Below are 17,520 nucleotides of genomic sequence, written 5' to 3'. Positions count from 1 at the left end.
GTTAAAAGGCAATTGTGTTGCCTCTGGCTGCCTTTTAGCTTCGTCTTGCCTCCTCCGTCGCTGCGGGCAGCCAATCAACGACAGTGCGGTTTCGCCCGTCACCCTTGGCACGGTACAGCGCTGCATCCGCCTGCTGGATCGAAACATTAATATCCGCCAACCGCTCTTTCAAAGAGCCACCGATGGACACGGTAACTGCGATCGCCCGCCCCTCAACCGGCGCCGCAGCCGCGGCCACCGCAGCCCGCATCCGTTCCGCGATCACCAACCCTTGATCGGCGCTCACCTCATGCAGAAACACCACGAATTCCTCCCCGCCAAAGCGGCACAGAATATCTTGCTCGCGCACTTCGCCGCGCAGCACATCGCTCACATGTTTGATAACCGCATCCCCGGCATAATGCCCATGGGTGTCATTCACCTGCTTGAAGTGGTCAATATCCACCATCAGGGACACCCCATAGGCATTCGGATCACTCTCCATCCGCCTGAAAAAGAAATCCCGCGTCGCGACGTCCGTTAGCCGATCTCGGTTGACCAAACGAACCAACTCATCGCTCAACAGGGTGTTTTCACGCAGCTTCGACCCGACGAAAAAGGCGAAAGGAATGGTAATTAACGTCGTGATAAGGATTGCCCGGAAGCCCATCAGAGCCCGCAACTGATCCGGATAGATCACGGTCACCAAAAACGCACAGGCAAGCACCGTGCCGATTGTCATCGTCACCGTAAATACCCAGACGTTCAGCCAAGTCCGCAACCGTAGCTTCAGTATATCTCGCATCATAAAATATACCTACGTCTAGATATCCCAAAACGCTGTTAATCGGCAGAGTTCCGAAAGCCCTATTTAGCTAAACTTGCGCTGGTCTACAGCGGCCCTGGCAGGCGCTCTTCGCTCAACAGCACATTCGCCTCCACCTCCCCCGCACCCGGCAAGGTCATGATCCGCCGCCGTAACACCCGCTCAAAATCCGGCAGGTCGCGCGCCACGACCCGCAAGCGATAATCGAAACGCCCCAAGACATGCTCCACCGTCTGCACCTCGGGAATAGCAGAAACCGCCCGCTCAAAGTCCTCCAAACTCACTCGGCCCCGTGTTGCCAGCTTGATGCCTAAAAACACTGTTACGCCAAAGCCCAAGGTTTCGGCATCCAACCGCAACCGTCGCCCGGCAATCGCGCCCCCGGCCTCCAAACGCCTGATCCGCCGCCAAGTCGCGGGCTGCGACAACCCCAATTGGCGGCCCAGAGAACTGGCACTTTGCGCCGCATCCTTCACCAAAGCCCGCAGCAAGGCGCGGTCAATCTCGTCTAACTCAATCACAGCGGCAGCCCCTCTTGAGTCTTGATACGTGCCACATGCATCAGGGCTTCGATCTCCGCGATATGCGGTAGGGTCAGAATCCGACTGCGGTAAATCTGCTGATAATGTCCCATATCCCGCGCAATGATCGACAACCGCAGATCGACCCGCCCCAGAAAGGTCTGGATTTCAATCACCTCCGGCACCTTTCGCGCTTCGGCCATAAAGACGTCAAACGCATTCGCCTGCGTCTTGTCCAAGGTCACCCGCAGCGACACTTCCAGCGCGTAGCCAAGCGCGGCCCAGTCAATCACCACGGTGCTGCCCTGCACGATCCCCTGATCCTGCATCCGCGCAATCCGCCGGGCGGCCTTGCCTGCCGAAATGTTGCAGTACTCAGCCAACTCCCCGGGGCTGAGACTCGGCTCCGCTTGCCAGTAGCGCAGAATACGGCGATCGAGGTCATCAAGCATGATTTTTCCGAATTCCACCTTGTTCGCGAATAACTATCTTCATCCTTTCACAAATACCTCTGCGATGACAATGGCTCCTACACGCGACATCGCTATGGTGAGACCCAGAACGAGACCAACCAAAGGACAAGATCATGCGCGTTTACTACGACCGCGATTGCGACGTGAACCTCATCAAAGACAAAAAAGTAGCGATCCTCGGCTACGGCTCCCAAGGCCACGCTCACGCGCTGAACCTGCGCGATTCAGGCGCCAAGAACCTCGTCGTCGCCCTGCGCGAAGGGTCCGCCTCTGCTGCCAAAGCCGAAGGCGAAGGCCTTAAGGTCATGGGCATCGCCGAAGCGGCAGCTTGGGCTGATCTGATCATGTTCACCATGCCCGATGAACTTCAGGCTGAGACCTACAAGAAATACGTGCATGACAACATCCGCGAAGGTGCCGCGATTGCCTTTGCCCATGGTCTGAACGTCCACTTTGGCCTGATCGAGCCAAAAGAAGGCGTCGATGTCATCATGATGGCCCCCAAAGGCCCCGGCCACACCGTGCGTGGCGAATACACCAAAGGCGGCGGTGTGCCCTGCCTCGTGGCCGTGGACAAAGATGCCTCCGGCAAAGCGCTGGAAATCGGCTTGTCCTATTGCTCCGCCATCGGCGGTGGCCGCTCGGGCATCATCGAGACCAACTTCCGCGAGGAATGTGAAACCGACCTCTTCGGTGAGCAGGCCGTGCTCTGCGGTGGTCTGGTTGAACTGATCCGCATGGGTTTTGAGACGCTGGTTGAGGCAGGCTACGCGCCTGAGATGGCCTATTTCGAGTGCTTGCACGAAGTGAAGCTGATCGTGGACCTGATCTACGAAGGCGGCATCGCCAACATGAACTACTCGATCTCTAACACGGCGGAATACGGCGAATATGTCTCCGGTCCACGCATCCTGCCCTATGATGAAACCAAGAAGCGCATGAAAGACGTGCTGACGGACATCCAGAACGGCAAGTTCGTGCGTGACTTCATGCAAGAGAACGCTGTTGGTCAGCCTTCGTTCAAAGCAACACGTCGCATCAACGACGAGCACCGCATTGAGCAGGTCGGCGAGAAGCTGCGCGAGATGATGCCGTGGATTTCCGCAGGCAAGATGGTGGACAAAGCGAAAAACTAAGCCATTTGGCCAGTTGAAACACATAGAACGACCCCGGCCCCGCGCCGGGGTCGTTGCACTTTCCCCGGAGCCGCGATGAACGCCACGCCACAGATCACTTTGAAAAGCTGGCTTGCCATCGCACTGTTAGGCTTCGTCTGGGGCGGAACCTTTCTCTTCACCGAAGTCGCCCTGACGGGCATCACGCCATTCTGGCTTGCTGCCTCACGGATCGGCCTTGCGGCGGTGGTGATGCTGGGGCTCTGGTCCGGCCGGGGCTTCGCGCTCTTTCACCGTCCGACCGAGCCCAGCCATATCGTGACCTTGATCACCACTGGCATCATCACTTCGGCCCTGCCCTTTTCATTGCTCGCATGGGGGCAGCAGTTCGTGACCTCTGGCTTCGCCGGGGTCACCATGGCCTCCGTTGCGCTTATCGTGCTGCCAATGGCACATTTCCTTGTGCCGGGTGAGCGGATGACCCCGCGCAAGGTCGGTGGCTTTGTGATCGGTTTTGTCGGCGTGATGGTCCTGATCGGCGGACAAGCGCTGGAAAGCACAGGAGCCGCGATGGAGACCGCAGGGCGGATCGCCTGTATCGCCGCGGCTGCCTGCTATGCCGTGGGGTCTATCCTCATGCGGCGCCTGCCTGCGGTAGATCCTATTGGGCTGGCCACTGTCCTGATGTTGATCGGCGCGGTTGTTATGCTGCCGGCGGCTCTGATCGCCGAAGGCGCGCCGCCCTTGCCTTCCCTCGAAACCCTCGCCGTGCTGGTCTTTCTGGGCCTCATCCCCACAGCAGGTGCGGCGTTCCTGCGCGTCTACGTGGTGCGCACGGCGGGGCCAGTGTTCATGTCACTGGTCAATTATCAGGTGCCGGTCTGGTCCGTGTTGCTTGGCGCGCTGATCCTGTCCGAACCGCTGCCGCTCTCGCTACTCTATGCGATGCTGCTGATCCTCGCCGGGGTGGGATTAAGCCAGTACGGCGCGCTGAAACGACTGTTCCGGCACGCCTGACCTGCCTTAGCTGCCAACCGCGACATTCACCGCATCGACCACGCTGTCCACCACCCGCTCCATCAAGGCGGCGTCTTCATGCTCGGCCATGACACGGACCAAGGGCTCAGTCCCCGATTTGCGGATCAACAGCCGCCCGCCCTGCGCCAAGTCAGCCTCCGCCTGCGCGATAGCGGCCTGCACATCGGCGTCCTCCAACGGGGTCTGGCCATCCGAAAAACGCACGTTTTTCAACAGCTGCGGCACCGGGTCGAACTGATACAGAAGCTCCGAGGCGGGCTTCTCTGAGCGCACCATTTCGGCAAGGAACTGCATTCCGGCCATAAGGCCATCCCCGGTTGTCGCGTGATCGGTCATCACGATGTGACCGGACTGCTCTCCGCCAAGGTTAAAGCCCCCGGCCCGCATCCGCTCTACCACATAGCGGTCGCCCACGGCGGTGCGCTCCAGACTGACGCCGCGCTCATTAAGAAAACGCTCCAGCCCCAGATTGCTCATCACCGTCGCCACCAGCGCCTTGCCGTTCAGGCGGTCTTCGCTGGCCCAGCGTGCGGCCATCAGCGCCATGAACTGATCGCCATCCCCGATGCGCCCGTTCTCGTCGATCAGGATCACCCGATCCGCATCCCCGTCCAGACAAATGCCAACATCAGCGCCATGGGCCACCACGGCCTCTGCCGCGGCCTTGGGCTGGGTCGAACCGCAACCATCATTGATGTTAAACCCGTTCGGAGCCACGCCCACCGGGATCACCGTCGCGCCCAACTCCCAAAGTGCCATCGGCGCCACGTGATACGCGGCCCCATGAGCGCAATCGATCACCACCTTCAGCCCGTCGAGCCGCATTTGGCGCGGGAAGGAGGATTTGACCCGTTCGATATAGCGATAGCGGCTGTCATCAATCCGCTTCGCCCGCCCGATCTCATCCGGGGCCGTCGTGTCGACACCCTGTTCGACCAGTGCTTCGATCTCTTGCTCCACCTTGTCAGACAGTTTGTAGCCGTCCGGGCCGAAGAACTTGATGCCATTGTCATGCGCCGGGTTGTGACTGGCCGAGATCATCACCCCCAGATCAGCCCGCATGGACCGCGTGAGCAACCCAACAGCCGGGGTCGGCACCGGGCCGAGCAGCAGCACATTCATGCCCGTGCTGGTTAGCCCTGCCGTCAAAGCGTTCTCAAACATATAGCCAGACAACCGCGTGTCTTTGCCGATCACAACGCGGTGGGCGCTGTCCATGTCACGCCGGAAATACCGCCCAACCGCCGCGCCGATGCGCAGCGCCATTTCGGCGGTCATAGGGTGAATATTGGCCGTGCCACGCACGCCATCAGTACCAAAAAGTTTTGTCATATCTGCTTTCCTGCCATGGCCGCACGCCAAAGTGCAATCGCCTGAATGGTTTCGCTCACGTCATGTACCCGAAGGAACTGCACGCCGTGGTTCAATGCCGCCAGCGCCACGCCGATGGAGCCGGGCGCACGGCCTGATCCAGCTTCTGCGCCGCCGATCGTGCCGATAAACCGTTTGCGGCTCGCGCCCAACAACACTGGCACGCCAAGACCGTGAAACAGGCTCAACCGTCCCAATAGCGCGAGGTTATGCTCCAGCGTCTTACCGAACCCTATACCGGGATCAACGACCATATTTTTTCGGGCAATTCCTTGCGCTTCCAAAGCCGTGAGCCGCTCAGCAAGGTAATCATACACGTCGAGCAACACGTTGTCATAGCGCGGATCGCGCTGCATCGTGGCCGGATCACCCTGCGCATGCATCACGCATACCGGCAAGTTCTGCGCCGCGCAAAACGGCGCCAGCGCGGGATCAAAGGTCAGCGCGGCAACGTCGTTGACCAGATCAGCCCCCGCCGCGACAGCGGCCTCGGTCACGGGAGCCTTGCGGGTGTCGATGCTGATTGCCCCTGCTCCCCCGGCACGCAGCCCTTCGATAACCGGAACGACGCGGGCGATCTCTTCGTCGGGGGCAACGGTATCGGACCCCGGGCGCGTCGATTCACCGCCCACGTCGATCATGTCCACGCCCGCTACCTGCATCGCCAGCCCAGCCTTCACCGCCACCTGCGCGTCCGCGTGCAGCCCCCCGTCGGAAAAACTGTCGGGGGTGGCGTTGAGGATGCCCATCACCCGCGGGCGGTCCATCTGTAGTCCCGCAATGGAGGATCGCGCCGCTGTAAAAGGGGCAAGCGCGACTTCATCTAACTCATTCGCCGCAACGACGCGGGGCGCGGCATCACGGGCCAGAACCTCGACATGGGTGAACCACCCCCAGCCCCCGGCGAGCGTCAGCGCAGTGTCGGGTTTGGCAGGGCCAACCTGAACCAAGGGGCGAAGGTAATTTTTCATCGTGGAAGTGTCTTTGTCTCAACCGGAACGGACGTCACCGGCAACGTTTCGACCTCGGGGGCCTCGGCCCCAATGACCATTAGCCCCAACGCCTCGAAATTCTGGGCAAACCAAGCCGCCAAGGCCGGTTCATGACCCGGCGCCACCGCTGGGCCATCTACGGCATCCGTCACAATACGCGACGGTGCCCAGACAACGCTTTGCCGGTTCTTCATCGCCCAGTCCAACTCGGTCCGACTGCTGACAACCTCAAGCCGAGGATCGCGGGCGGCAAGCAGCCACGCATTTTGCTCAATAGCCAACAGGTCAATCCGGCGTTGCGCTTGGGGGTGGTTTGCTTGCGGGGGTTGCCCCTCGGGCAGTCCCACGGAAAAAACCAATGGGGCGTCCCATGTCTCCAGTTGATCGAGCCAGCCGCTCAAATGCGGCGAGCCGATCGCGGTATTCGACAGATGAATGATCCAAGGTCTCGCCTCGGCGGTTTGCGGCAGATCGCGCGGCTGCTTCACGCCGGAACGCACGATTTCCACCCCAAGCGCCCCCGGTCCACGATCGAGCTTTTCAATCCGCACGAAGACTTTGGTCGCCTGCGGTTCGGTCAGAATACGTTCCGCCACCCGCTCCGCGAGGGTTTCCAAGAGGTTCAGCCGCTCAGCAGCCAGTTCAGCGGCAATCGCCTCGGTCACGCGGTCATAGGACAGGATGCGGTCCACATCGTCGTCGACTTGCCCCTCTAATGGCGCAACCTCGACCACGACATTGAACGACAGGCGCTGCGTCACACCGCGTTCGGCCTGAAACGCCCCGATCTCAACCTCGACGATATGATCGCGCAGCGAAATGCGGTCGCGCGGTTCAGGCCCGGCCAAAGCTTCGGCCCGCTCTAGCGGATGTGCAAAGGCACGTCGGGTTTCTTCGGACATGGATGGCGCCTATCAGATCAGTGACATAGCCCGCGGGCTTAATGCAGCTTTAGCAGCCTCGCCCGCAGCAGACCAGCGCCCGAAGGCGCGGCCTATGCAAAATCACTTCGACGCGGTTTTCCAAGTGTGACGATAGAAGAGATGGTCGCCAATGCGGGCAGTCTTGGTATAGACGCGGGCCCATTTCGGGTTCACAGCCGTTGTGTGATAATGGGTCGCCCCATTGGTCAGCTTCGGCGCAGTCCCATCAATAATGGCACGGGCCACTTTGGCCACACGCGCCCAAGCCCGCGGCTCATTCACCACTTCTTTGTGACCGTCACAGGTATAGGTGAACTGGCACTGGTACTTGCGACCGGTCCCCTGATTGATGACACCGCAGAGCGTGCCGGGGAAGCGGGCAGATTTCACGCGGTTCATAATGACTTCGGCAACGGCAAACTGGCCTTTGACCGACTCGCCGCGTGCCTCAAAATAAAGCGCTTCAGCGAGGCAACGGAATTCGGCGCTGCCTTCTGCCTTGGGCTGGCTGTCGATCCAGGATGTGGAATATTTCACTTCGCTCGCGCTGGCAGAGACCGGCTGCGCGACCATTTCGTTCAACCGGCTCGCACCGGCGGCTTTGAGACCTTGAATTTCGATCTGCGCAAGATCGCTCGCGCTCTCAGAGTTGGCCGAGGCAGCAATCGGCAGGCTAGCAGAAAGCGCAAGAGAAAGCGCAAGAGAAATCGAACAGATAGAACGCATTATGCGCCTCGCATCATTGTTGTGGCTTGGGGGGCGGATAGCCAAAAGGTTCCCGCCGGTAAAGCCAGCTGGGCATTATGTGCAGAAACTCGCCGAATTATGGTATAAGTTGGGCCGCAGTCCGCCGCCGCTACCCGATCTTGTGGGAAATCGCGAGCTGAGCGGCTGCCAATCGTGCGACGGGAACGCGAAATGGCGAGCAGGAAACGTAATCGAAGCCCGATTCGCGGCAAAATGCGATCGATTCCGGGTTGCCGCCATGCTCTCCGCAGATCGAAAGGGTGATTCCCGGCTGCGCTTTGCGACCTCTTTCAGCACCGAGTTGGAGCAATTCGCCGACCCCATCGGTGTCGAGCACGTGGAACGGATCTTCGGGATAGACCCCTTGCTGCACGTAGTTCGACATAAAACGCCCGGCATCATCGCGTGACAGCCCATAGGTCATTTGCGTCAAATCGTTGGTCCCGAAACTCAGGAAAGCCGAATGCGGCGCAATATCCGCCGCCCGTAGACAAGCACGCGGTGTCTCGACCATCACGCCAAGCCGGTAGGTAAAGCTTGCATCCCGCTCACTGCGCACGGCAGCGGCCACGGCATCAACACTGGCCTTCACCAGTTCCACTTCACGTCGGGCGCTGACCAGCGGGATCATGATCTCCGGCACCACCGGCTCCCCGTCGCGGCTGGCCTCAATTGTCGCTTCAAAGATCGCCCGCGCCTGCATTTCGTAGATTTCCGGCACGGTGACCCCCAACCGCACGCCACGGAGGCCCAGCATCGGGTTGTATTCCGTCATCGCAGAGACACGCCGGGTCACGTCAGACATTTTCAACCCGAGCGCCTCGGCCAATTCACGTTGGCCGGGTTTGTCCGAGGGGAGGAACTCGTGCAGCGGCGGATCAAAAAGGCGGATGCAGACAGGCTGGCCTTGCATAATGCGGAACAGCTGCGTGAAGTCCTTGCGCTGCATCGGCAAGAGACGCTCTAGCACGGCGCGTCGGTCCTCGCCACTTTCGGCAAAGATCATCTCGCGCATCACCGTTAGCCGACCCGGTTCAAAGAACATATGCTCCGTCCGGCACAGACCGATGCCGTGGGCGTTGAAGTTTCGCGCGGTCTGCGCGTCAGTAGGCGTGTCGGCATTGGCGCGGATGCCGATGTCAGCAACTTCCTCAGCCCATTCCATCAAACGGTTAAAGGTATCGTCGAGCGCGGCCTCCTGCATCTCTGGCGCACCAGCTAACACCTGACCGGTCGAGCCATCGACGGTGACCTGATCCCCCGACGAAAAGACCCGTCCGTCTGGTGCGATGACCTGCCCTTGTGAGACGATGAAACGCATGTTCGACGCGCCGACCACGCAGGGCAGCCCCATGCCGCGCCCGATCACTGCCGCATGGCTGGTGATCCCGCCGCGTTCGGTTAGCACGGCGCGGGCGGCGTGCATCCCGCGAATATCCTCTGGCGTGGTCTCGCGTCGCACAAGGATACAGGCCTCTCCCCGCGCGGCGCTGGCCTGTGCATCGTTCGCTGAAAATACAATCCGGCCCGTCGCCGCGCCGGGGCTGGCAGCGATGCCGCTACCGATGACGTCGCGTTTGGCATTCGGCGCGACCTGACGGTGCAACAGTTCTGACAGCGTGCGGGGCTGAACCCGCATCAAAGCTTCCTCACGGCTGATGATGCCCTCATCCGCCAGCGCCACCGCGATCCGCACCGAAGCACGCGAGGACCGCGCGACTTTCACACCGTCCAGTATGTGAAGGTTGCCATTTTCAATGACAAACTCAACCTGCATCTCTGCCCGAAGGCGTTTGCGCATCAGGGCCGCGTGTTCTTTCAGGGTCGCAAAGGCTTCAGGGACCAGTTCTTCGAGCGACGGGCCGCGCGGGTCGCGGGTCAAATACATCGCGGCCGCATCGCCTTCCAACGCATCCCGGCCTTGGCTCTGGCTCAGGTAACGCCCGGTGATCTGCGGCAGGCCGGTGTCGCTGTCTACCAGTTGCAGCACGCCAGAGCCGCATTGCCCCTGCCCCACACCAAAGGCCATTTGCTGAACCACGAGGCCCAGCCCCGCATCTGCTGGTGCGCCTTTGGCCTGCCGCAAAAGCCGCGCCGAGGTGCCATTCCACGCCCGCGCCATAGACCGCAACACAGCAGCCAATTGCGTCGCCGGGTCTTGGGGAAAACGCTCTTCTGTTTCGGCTTCATAGGCGCGGAGTGACGCCATGAGCGCTGCGCGTCCGTCGCCATTGACCTCGTCAAACATATCCGGATCAAGCCGGGCGACATTCACCGCATAGGACTGCACGAAACGCGAATATAGCGCCGCCGCTGGCCCCTCACCGATGGTCTTGGCGTAGTGTTCAAACAACGCATCATTGATACCGATGTTCAGCACCGCCCCTGGCCCGCCCCAATCGGGGTCTTGGCTGGAAGGGCGCACACAAAGGAGCGCACCGTCGGGGAATTGATCAACCACCGCCTGCACATCGGGCATTTGCCCCCGTGCAATTTGCTGCACAGCATCAAAGGACAGTGCCACCGTACGCGGCACTGGCAGATCAAGCCGCACCAGACGTTGCAGACATTTCGCGCGCCCGCCGTGTGTGTCATTAGCAATCGGCGCGGTGGGGGTCACCAGCGTTGTGTTCGGATCATTCTGCACTGCGGCACCTTCTACGTTCGGATGCAGCATAGGGGTTAAGGCAGAAGGGGCAAGTGATCTTGCCCCCCTGCCTGGTTCACCCGTCGAGCTTGGTCAGATCAGCGACCGCGCTACAGATCGTACGGATGCGGCTGAGCAGATTGAGCCGGTTGCGCCGCACGGTCGGGTTGTCGGCGTTGACCTGCACCGTCTCAAAGAAGGCGTCGATCGGCCCGCGCAATTCGGCCATGCCCGCCATGGCGGTGGAGAAATCCTGCGCCGCCATCGCCGGGGTGATCTTAGCCTCGGCCTTGTCGAGCGCGGCGAAGAGGTCTTTCTCCGCGTCGGTTTCGGCGAACTTCGGATCGGCACCAAAGGAGTATTCCACGCCATCGGCCTCTTCGGCTTGGCTGAGAATGTTGTTGGCGCGTTTGAAGCCTTGGATAAGGTTCTCGCCATCGTCGGTTTTCAGCGTCTCCGACAGGGCGCGCGCGCGTTTGACCAAGAGGGTCAGGTCGTCACTGCCTTCCATGGCGATGCAGGCGTCGATGACGTCGTGGCGGATACCTTGGTCGCGGAGGTAGACTTTGAGGCGGTCGTGGATGAAGGAGAGGACAGAAGACGCAAACTCATTTGGAAGTGCAATTCTTGATCCATGATCAGCTGAACCATCCGTGAAAATTATCTCGCCCTGCTCTATTGCTTGAGCGATTTCGCTGTCGTTTCGCCGGGCAGTCTCTCCGTCGTCCAAAGTAACATGAGAACCGCGGCTCCAAAGCTCAGTGCCATCAACATCTCCGACCAAGATATTAGCTCGATCAGCATCTAGTTGCGAGTTGATAAGAGCGGCATATGAAATCTGTAGAGCGCTCAAGCCACTGATGTTCAGATCATTCTCCACCAAAATCCGGATCACACCCAGAGCCGCACGGCGCAGCGCAAAGGGGTCTTTACTCCCCGTCGGCTTTTCATCAATCGCCCAAAACCCGGTCAGTTTGTCGATCTTCTCGGCCAGTGCCACGGCAATCGATACCGGCGCTGTCGGCACATCATCAGACGGCCCCAGCGGCGCGTAGTGATCTTTGGCTGCGTCCGCCACGGCATCCGACAACCCGGCCTTGCGCGCGTAGTAGCTGCCCATCAGGCCCTGCAATTCGGGGAACTCATAGACCATCTCGGAACTCAGATCGGCCTTGGCCACCCGTGCGGCCTGTTCGGCCTCATCGGCATCGGCTCCCACCAACGGGGCGAGTTCATGCGATAGGGTTGCCATGCGGTCGATCAACTCGGCCTGTGTGCCAAGCTTGTTATGGAATGTGACGTTTTCGAGCGCCTTGACCCAAGTCTCCATGCCGCCCTCTGCGGTCACGGTGCGCAGGTCATTGTCCCAAAAGAATTTCGCATCTGACAGGCGTGCGCCAAGCACCTTTTCATTGCCCGCGAGGATCGTGGTACCCTCGTCGGCGGTGGTGCGGTTGGCGACGGTGATAAAACGCTCAATCTGGCCCGACTTTGGGTTGCGGACCGAAAAGAACTTCTGATGCTCTTTCATTGAGGTTTGCAGCACCTCGGGCGGCAGACCGAGGAAATCCTTGCCAATGCGGCCCATTAGCACGACCGGGTATTCCACAAGGCCCGCAACCTCGGCCAGAAGGCCTGCGTCTTCGACAACTTCCAGCCCCGCCGCGAAGGCCACATTTGTCGCGTCATGCCAGATCGTATCAGCGCGTGAGGCGGGATCGAGCACGACCGAAGCGCGGGCGAGTTTGGCTTGGTAGTCCTCGAAACCCGTGACTTCGATCTCATCCGGTGCGAGGAAACGATGCCCGCGCGTTGTGTTGCCAGCGGTGATGCCATCGACGGTCAACGGCACAACCTCGGCCCCGGCTTCATCACTGATGATGCACAGGATCGAATGCAGCGGACGGACCCATTTCAGATTGCCCGCGCCCCACCGCATCGATTTCGGCCATGGGAAATTGCGGATGGTCTGTTCCAGCACCTCGGCGACGATCTCAGCCGCCGGACGACCCGGTTTTTCAATCTTGGCAAAAAGGATCTTGCCTTTGGGCGTATCGCGTTCTTCCAACTGGTCCCGGGTCAGCCCAGCCCCGCGCAAGAACCCCTCAATCGCTTTCTCCGGCGCATCGGCTTTCGGGCCTTTACGCTCTTCCACCTGACGCGGGCTGGCGGCGAGCATATCGCCAAGCGCCAGCGTCAAACGGCGCGGCGTGGTGAAAACGGCGGCGGAGCCATAGGTCAGACCAGCGTCGACCAGACCATTGGTCACCAGCTTTTGCAGGTCTTCGCCCGCGCGTTTCTGCATCCGCGCAGGGATTTCTTCGGAGAAAAGTTCAATCAGCAGATCTGGCACGGGCGGCCCCCAATTCTTGCCGCAGGGCGGCGTCTCATCGGGGGCTTGGATAACGGGCGGGGGGCCGAGGGTCTACCCCCCTCAGCGCGGGTTTAGTCCAACAGGGTGCGTATATCGGGGTCCGAGAACTTCGGCACAACGCGGTATCCTGCTTCGACGAAGTTATAAATTGCAAAGCCAATCAGTCCCAGCCCCGCACCGCCTAACAAGAACCGCCCATAGGCCACGCTGCGGAGCGATTGCAGGGCTTCGCCCAAACCGCCCGCCTGCTCAGGATTTGACGTGAGTGCCGCATAGCCAAGCGACCCGGCCACCAGAGCCATCATCATGCCATAAACCACAAGACCGATGGTCAGAACCGGATCAATGCTTTCGGTAAACTGTGTGCGGGCCAGATGCCCTTTGTATTTCCCGCTCCAGCCTTTGTAGGCGTAGTAAATGCCCGCGCCGAGCAGGATCAGCGCAATAGCCGCCACGATATAGCGGCCCATGGGCATCGACATAAGCTTTTGCGTCCAGTCTTTGGCAGAATCCCCGCCGCTGTTCTTACCGCTCATCGCCAGCGCCAGAACCGACACGCCGATACCGCCGTGGATCAGACCGGTGGTGATCTGCCCCAGTCGCGCGATCAGCCCTTTCGGATCGGTCCCCTCATCCTCAACATCCTTGACGCCCGCAGTCACCCGCCAGACCAAATAGGCCAAAAGCCCGATCCCAATGGCGAATAATGCGGGGACGCCATATGGCTCGTCGCGCAGCGCGGCCAAGGCGTCTTTCGTGCCGGAGGCCTGAGTTGATTTGACAGCCGCCAAAATTGCCAGACCGCCAATGAGCGTGTAGATCACCCCGCGCGAACCATAGCCCGCGCGCATCACCCATTTCAGTCCTTCATGTGTTTTTTCTGACATGCTCGCCCCCGTTTCATTCGGGGACAAGCGTTCGGCAGTGGCAAAAGGTTCCGCGCGAATGTCGTCAAAGGCTTTCGCCGGGTCAGTTCGCGGGCAGCTCCGGGCAAGCCTCGCCTACGACTGTGCCGTCATAAGATTTCTCACCGCAGTCGTTCAACTCGTGCCAGATATAGCCGCGCCCATCGTCGGTGAGCGCCACAATCCGGTCAACGCCGTAATGCACATTCTTTCCGCCAAGGAAGGTCAGCGCGGTGCCTGCCTTGATCTCGGACCCAAGTGCGGCGGCGTCGAAACAATCGAACCAGCCCGGCGCGTTGCGTGGGTCTGTGTGGTCGGTCATCTCATAGGTCTCGATCGCCATGGCGAGGCTCATGTCCGTCTCGAAACAGGCGCGAAACCGGATCGGCGAACTGTCGGCGTCGATGGCCTGTAGGTTACGCACCGCGATCTCTTCGGGGTCTTGCGACGTCAGGGAGACGAGCGTGACCTGCGTGTCCGGAACCTCACGGTAGAACCCGTAGATCTGTAAATAATAGAGCGCGGCTCCGGCGATCACCGCGCAGGCGAGGATCACGCCGCCGACGATCTTGCCGTTCATGTCGCGCTGTCCTGCTCCGGTGTCCAACCGCCTGCGCGGGTCTGCACGAAAGCGTCAGCGCATTGTTTGGCCAAGGCCCGCACCCGCCCGATATAGGCCTGCCGTTCGGTGACAGAGATCACGCCGCGGGCGTCGAGCAGGTTAAAGATATGGCTCGCCTTGATGCATTGGTCATAGGCCGGATGCGCCATGACGATGCGCTTGCCCGTTTTGGGGTCTTCGGCAGGCTGCTCAAGGATGAACTTACAATGCGTCTCAGCCTCGTTGAACTGATCGAGCAGCACGTCAGTGTTCGCCGTGTCAAAGTTCCAGCGCGCGAATTCTTCTTCGGTCTGTTTGAACACATCGCCATAGGTCAGCGGGATCGGCGCATCGGGGCTGTTGAACGGCATGTCCATGACGTGATCGACGCCCAGCACATACATCGCCAAACGCTCCAACCCATAGGTCAGCTCGCCCGAGACCGGGTGGCAGTCATGGCCGCCGACCTGTTGGAAATAGGTGAACTGCGAGACTTCCATACCGTCACACCAGACCTCCCAGCCCAGACCCCATGCGCCCAAGGTCGGGCTCTCCCAGTCGTCCTCAACAAAGCGAATGTCATGCAGCGCCATGTCAATGCCGATGGCCTCCAGCGAGCCAAGGTAAAGCTCTTGCAAGTTGGGCGGGCTGGGTTTGATCAGCACTTGGTACTGATAGTAGTGCTGCAAACGGTTGGGGTTCTCACCGTAACGCCCGTCAGTCGGGCGGCGCGAAGGCTGAACGTAGGCCGCCGCCCAAGGCTGGCTGCCCAGACTACGCAGTGTCGTTGCCGGGTGGAATGTCCCCGCGCCCACTTCCATGTCGTAGGGCTGCAACACAGCACAGCCCTGCCGCGCCCAGTAGCCCTGCAAGGCAAGGATGATCTCTTGAAAAGAACGTGGTTTTTGCGCGGCGTCAGACATGGCACTTGCCCCTTGATGATGCGCGCCATTCCTACGGCTGCTGGCGCGGGGGGTCAATCGCAGCTTTGTGAGATTTCCAACCCGTTTCTCATGGCATTTGCGCTGCTTTCTGGCGTAGTCTGCTCCGGATTTGGTTTTGCGAGAGTTAAGTGACGATGAAGCGACTTCTTTTTGCCCCCGTGGCAATCTTCCTAGGCTTGAGCCTGCTCATGACAGGTTTTGCTCGGGCGCAATCGGCCGAGGATATCGTTTGGGTGCAGATCGAAGCGCTGCCGTCTTTGGCCGATGCGATGGATCGTGCCCGCGCCTATGACACGTTACTGGATGACGTTAGCGGCTTTTCACTGGGCGGTGGGTGGTATGGCATTGCCGTTGGTCCCTACCGCCGCGCTGATGCGCAACTGGTGCGCAGGTCTTACGTGCGCGATGGCCTCGTACCGACCGACAGCTTCATCCAACAGTCCAGCCGCTTTCGTCAGCAATTCTGGCCGGTGGGCGCTAATGTGCTCGAAACGGGCGTGATTGAAGCACCCGAGACAGTGGGCGAACAGGAAGGCGAGGAAGCGGCTTCGGGAAGCGAGACACCAGAAGTGACCACCGCCCCTCTCGATCCCGCAACTTCGAGCCCCACAGACGCGAGTGAAGCCGAAGTCGCCGAACTGGCGGCTGAGCTTGAAGCAGCGACACAGCCAGAAGCCCCTGCCGAGCCAGAGACCCCGACAGAGCCAGTGGTTCCCGAAGAGACCCTTGCGGAAGCGCGTCAGTCTGAGCGTGCCCTCGACGCCCAAGCACGCCGCGACTTGCAGATCGCTCTGAAATGGGCAGGTTTCTATGAGGCGGGCATCGACGGTGCCTTTGGCCGTGGCACGCGCGCCTCTATGGCGGCGTGGCAAGAGGCGAACGGATATGAAGGCACCGGCGTCTTGACCACCCGCCAACGCGCCGCGCTGCTGGCACAGTACAACGCCGTGCTCGACGGCCTGGGTCTGCAAACCGTGCGGGACGAAAAGGCCGGGATCGAGATCATGATGCCCACAGCCGAAGTCGCTTTCGCCCGGTATGAGCCACCCTTTGCCCATTACGATGCCAGCGGAAATATCGGCGCGCGGGTGCTGCTGATCAGCCAACCGGGCGACCGTGATACGCTCTATGGTCTTTACGACATCATGCAGACGCTCGAAATCGTACCGCTGGAAGGGCCGCGTGAACGCAGCCGGGATTCCTTTGAACTGATCGGAGAGAACGGCAGCATCGTTAGCCAAACGCAGGTCTCGCTAGAGAACGGTCAGATCAAGGGTTTTACCCTCATCTGGCCCGCTGGTGACGAAGACCGCCGCCGCCGCGTGGTGGCAGAGATGTCGAAGAGCCTGACCCGCCTGCCCGGCGTTCTGGACCCGGCCGCGGGCAACAGCGATGCACAGGCGATCGACCTTGTCGCCGGGCTGCAAATTCGCCAGCCCAAGATCGCCCGCAGTGGGTTCTTTGTGGATGACAAAGGCACTGTGGCCACGACCAACGAAGTCGTGGGGGCCTGCAACCGCGTGACGCTGGACGAAGACACCGAAGCGCAGGTCGTGGTCTCAGACAAAGATAGCGGTATCGCCCTATTGAAACCAACCAGCACACTGGCACCCTTGGCCGTGGCGCAATTCAGTGCTCAGGCTCCGCGCTTGCAGTCCGAAGTCTCGGTCGCGGGCTATTCCTACGGCGGCGTGTTGAGCGCGGCGACGCTGACCTTTGGCTCCCTGTCTGATCTGAAAGGGCTGAACGGTGAGGACAGTCTGACGCGCTTGAAGTTGAAAGCGCAGCCCGGCGATGCGGGTGGTCCGGTCTTTGACGAGGCGGGGCATATCGTGGGAATGCTTCTGCCCCGGGCTGAGGGCGACCGGAAGCTTCCGTCTGACGTTAGCTTTGCGCTGGATGCCTCTGTCATTCGCGATGCCGCTCAAGACGCAGGAGTGAGCATTGCAACGACGTCAAGCACCGGCACCGCAATCGCGCCACGAGATCTGACGTTGCAGGCACAGGGCATGACCGTGCTGGTTAGCTGCTGGGAGTGATCTGCAGTCAGACCAATCCAAATGA

The 17,520-nt window shown here is 60.5% G+C and carries 15 protein-coding genes; 3 read left to right on the top strand and 12 right to left on the bottom strand.

Translation table 11 applies throughout. The features are described 5' to 3' along the window. Window positions 1–34 precede the first annotated feature (34 nt). The 3 genes from HTT03_RS12630 to HTT03_RS12620 all read right to left on the bottom strand — a co-directional run bounded on the left by HTT03_RS12630 (window position 35) and on the right by HTT03_RS12620 (window position 1,778). Complete coding sequence (locus HTT03_RS12630; protein WP_174860130.1) at window positions 35–787, bottom strand: GGDEF domain-containing protein; 753 nt, start codon at window positions 785–787, stop codon at window positions 35–37. Window positions 788–870: 83 nt separating this feature from the next. Beyond that, window positions 871–1,326, bottom strand: coding sequence for an Lrp/AsnC ligand binding domain-containing protein (locus HTT03_RS12625; protein ID WP_174860129.1), 456 nt, complete (start codon window positions 1,324–1,326; stop codon window positions 871–873). Then, window positions 1,323–1,778, bottom strand: coding sequence for an Lrp/AsnC family transcriptional regulator (locus HTT03_RS12620; RefSeq protein WP_174860128.1), 456 nt, complete (start codon window positions 1,776–1,778; stop codon window positions 1,323–1,325). The genes HTT03_RS12625 and HTT03_RS12620 overlap by 4 nt, the downstream gene beginning before the upstream one ends. A gap of 134 nt (window positions 1,779–1,912) precedes the next feature. On the opposite strand from HTT03_RS12620, the gene ilvC reads away from it, so the two are divergent. Both ilvC and HTT03_RS12610 read left to right on the top strand, forming a co-directional pair. After that, window positions 1,913–2,935: a ketol-acid reductoisomerase gene (ilvC, locus tag HTT03_RS12615; protein ID WP_168611968.1), complete on the top strand. Its 1,023-nt coding sequence runs from the start codon at window positions 1,913–1,915 to the stop codon at window positions 2,933–2,935. A gap of 75 nt (window positions 2,936–3,010) precedes the next feature. Then, window positions 3,011–3,931, top strand: coding sequence for a DMT family transporter (locus tag HTT03_RS12610; protein ID WP_174860127.1), 921 nt, complete (start codon window positions 3,011–3,013; stop codon window positions 3,929–3,931). Window positions 3,932–3,937: 6 nt separating this feature from the next. Here the strand turns inward: HTT03_RS12610 and glmM are convergent, their stop codons facing one another. The 9 genes from glmM to HTT03_RS12565 form a co-directional block, all read right to left on the bottom strand. Beyond that, window positions 3,938–5,284 (bottom strand): phosphoglucosamine mutase, encoded by a 1,347-nt coding sequence (glmM, locus tag HTT03_RS12605; RefSeq protein ID WP_174860126.1) that lies wholly within the window; start codon window positions 5,282–5,284, stop codon window positions 3,938–3,940. Next, the gene (folP, locus tag HTT03_RS12600; RefSeq protein WP_174860125.1) at window positions 5,281–6,294 is read right to left on the bottom strand and encodes a dihydropteroate synthase; all 1,014 of its coding nucleotides are present in this window, start codon (window positions 6,292–6,294) and stop codon (window positions 5,281–5,283) included. Before folP ends, glmM begins: the two co-directional genes overlap by 4 nt. Continuing rightward, complete coding sequence (locus HTT03_RS12595) at window positions 6,291–7,217, bottom strand: dihydroneopterin aldolase (protein ID WP_174860124.1); 927 nt, start codon at window positions 7,215–7,217, stop codon at window positions 6,291–6,293. Before HTT03_RS12595 ends, folP begins: the two co-directional genes overlap by 4 nt. Before the next feature lie 102 nt (window positions 7,218–7,319). Beyond that, window positions 7,320–7,964, bottom strand: a complete 645-nt coding sequence (locus HTT03_RS12590; protein ID WP_174860123.1) for a cell wall hydrolase — start codon at window positions 7,962–7,964, stop codon at window positions 7,320–7,322. Between the two features lie 130 nt (window positions 7,965–8,094). Continuing rightward, window positions 8,095–10,662 carry a putative PEP-binding protein gene (locus tag HTT03_RS12585; protein WP_174860122.1) on the bottom strand — a complete coding sequence of 856 codons (2,568 nt, stop codon included), beginning with the start codon at window positions 10,660–10,662 and terminating at the stop codon, window positions 8,095–8,097. Between the two features lie 46 nt (window positions 10,663–10,708). After that, on the bottom strand, window positions 10,709–12,985 hold the full coding sequence (gene glyS / locus HTT03_RS12580; protein WP_174860121.1) for a glycine--tRNA ligase subunit beta: 2,277 nt from the start codon (window positions 12,983–12,985) through the stop codon (window positions 10,709–10,711). A gap of 92 nt (window positions 12,986–13,077) precedes the next feature. Beyond that, window positions 13,078–13,893: a DUF1206 domain-containing protein gene (locus tag HTT03_RS12575; RefSeq protein WP_246253482.1), complete on the bottom strand. Its 816-nt coding sequence runs from the start codon at window positions 13,891–13,893 to the stop codon at window positions 13,078–13,080. 82 nt (window positions 13,894–13,975) lie between these two features. Then, window positions 13,976–14,491 (bottom strand): DUF6446 family protein, encoded by a 516-nt coding sequence (locus HTT03_RS12570; RefSeq protein WP_174860120.1) that lies wholly within the window; start codon window positions 14,489–14,491, stop codon window positions 13,976–13,978. Further along, window positions 14,488–15,435: a glycine--tRNA ligase subunit alpha gene (locus tag HTT03_RS12565; protein ID WP_174860119.1), complete on the bottom strand. Its 948-nt coding sequence runs from the start codon at window positions 15,433–15,435 to the stop codon at window positions 14,488–14,490. The genes HTT03_RS12570 and HTT03_RS12565 overlap by 4 nt, the downstream gene beginning before the upstream one ends. A gap of 155 nt (window positions 15,436–15,590) precedes the next feature. On the opposite strand from HTT03_RS12565, the gene HTT03_RS12560 reads away from it, so the two are divergent. Further along, window positions 15,591–17,495: a serine protease gene (locus tag HTT03_RS12560; protein ID WP_174860118.1), complete on the top strand. Its 1,905-nt coding sequence runs from the start codon at window positions 15,591–15,593 to the stop codon at window positions 17,493–17,495. The last annotated feature ends 25 nt before the right edge of the window (window positions 17,496–17,520 follow it).

The organism is Sulfitobacter maritimus, assembly GCF_013346665.1.
Taxonomy (GTDB): Bacteria; Pseudomonadota; Alphaproteobacteria; order Rhodobacterales; family Rhodobacteraceae; genus Sulfitobacter; species Sulfitobacter maritimus.
The sequence above is the reverse complement of the archived record's forward strand: the minus strand, read 5'-3'. Positions and strand labels throughout refer to the sequence as shown.

Coding starts and splice junctions, on each gene's coding strand:
- HTT03_RS12630 (WP_174860130.1), bottom strand. CDS start 787: ATGATGCGAGATATACTGAAGCTACGGTTGCGGACTTGGCTGAACGTC.
- HTT03_RS12620 (WP_174860128.1), bottom strand. CDS start 1,778: ATGCTTGATGACCTCGATCGCCGTATTCTGCGCTACTGGCAAGCGGAG.
- ilvC (WP_168611968.1), top strand. CDS start 1,913: ATGCGCGTTTACTACGACCGCGATTGCGACGTGAACCTCATCAAAGAC.
- HTT03_RS12610 (WP_174860127.1), top strand. CDS start 3,011: ATGAACGCCACGCCACAGATCACTTTGAAAAGCTGGCTTGCCATCGCA.
- glmM (WP_174860126.1), bottom strand. CDS start 5,284: ATGACAAAACTTTTTGGTACTGATGGCGTGCGTGGCACGGCCAATATT.
- folP (WP_174860125.1), bottom strand. CDS start 6,294: ATGAAAAATTACCTTCGCCCCTTGGTTCAGGTTGGCCCTGCCAAACCC.
- HTT03_RS12595 (WP_174860124.1), bottom strand. CDS start 7,217: ATGTCCGAAGAAACCCGACGTGCCTTTGCACATCCGCTAGAGCGGGCC.
- HTT03_RS12590 (WP_174860123.1), bottom strand. CDS start 7,964: ATGCGTTCTATCTGTTCGATTTCTCTTGCGCTTTCTCTTGCGCTTTCT.
- HTT03_RS12585 (WP_174860122.1), bottom strand. CDS start 10,662: ATGCTGCATCCGAACGTAGAAGGTGCCGCAGTGCAGAATGATCCGAAC.
- HTT03_RS12575 (WP_246253482.1), bottom strand. CDS start 13,893: ATGTCAGAAAAAACACATGAAGGACTGAAATGGGTGATGCGCGCGGGC.
- HTT03_RS12570 (WP_174860120.1), bottom strand. CDS start 14,491: ATGAACGGCAAGATCGTCGGCGGCGTGATCCTCGCCTGCGCGGTGATC.
- HTT03_RS12565 (WP_174860119.1), bottom strand. CDS start 15,435: ATGTCTGACGCCGCGCAAAAACCACGTTCTTTTCAAGAGATCATCCTT.
- HTT03_RS12560 (WP_174860118.1), top strand. CDS start 15,591: ATGAAGCGACTTCTTTTTGCCCCCGTGGCAATCTTCCTAGGCTTGAGC.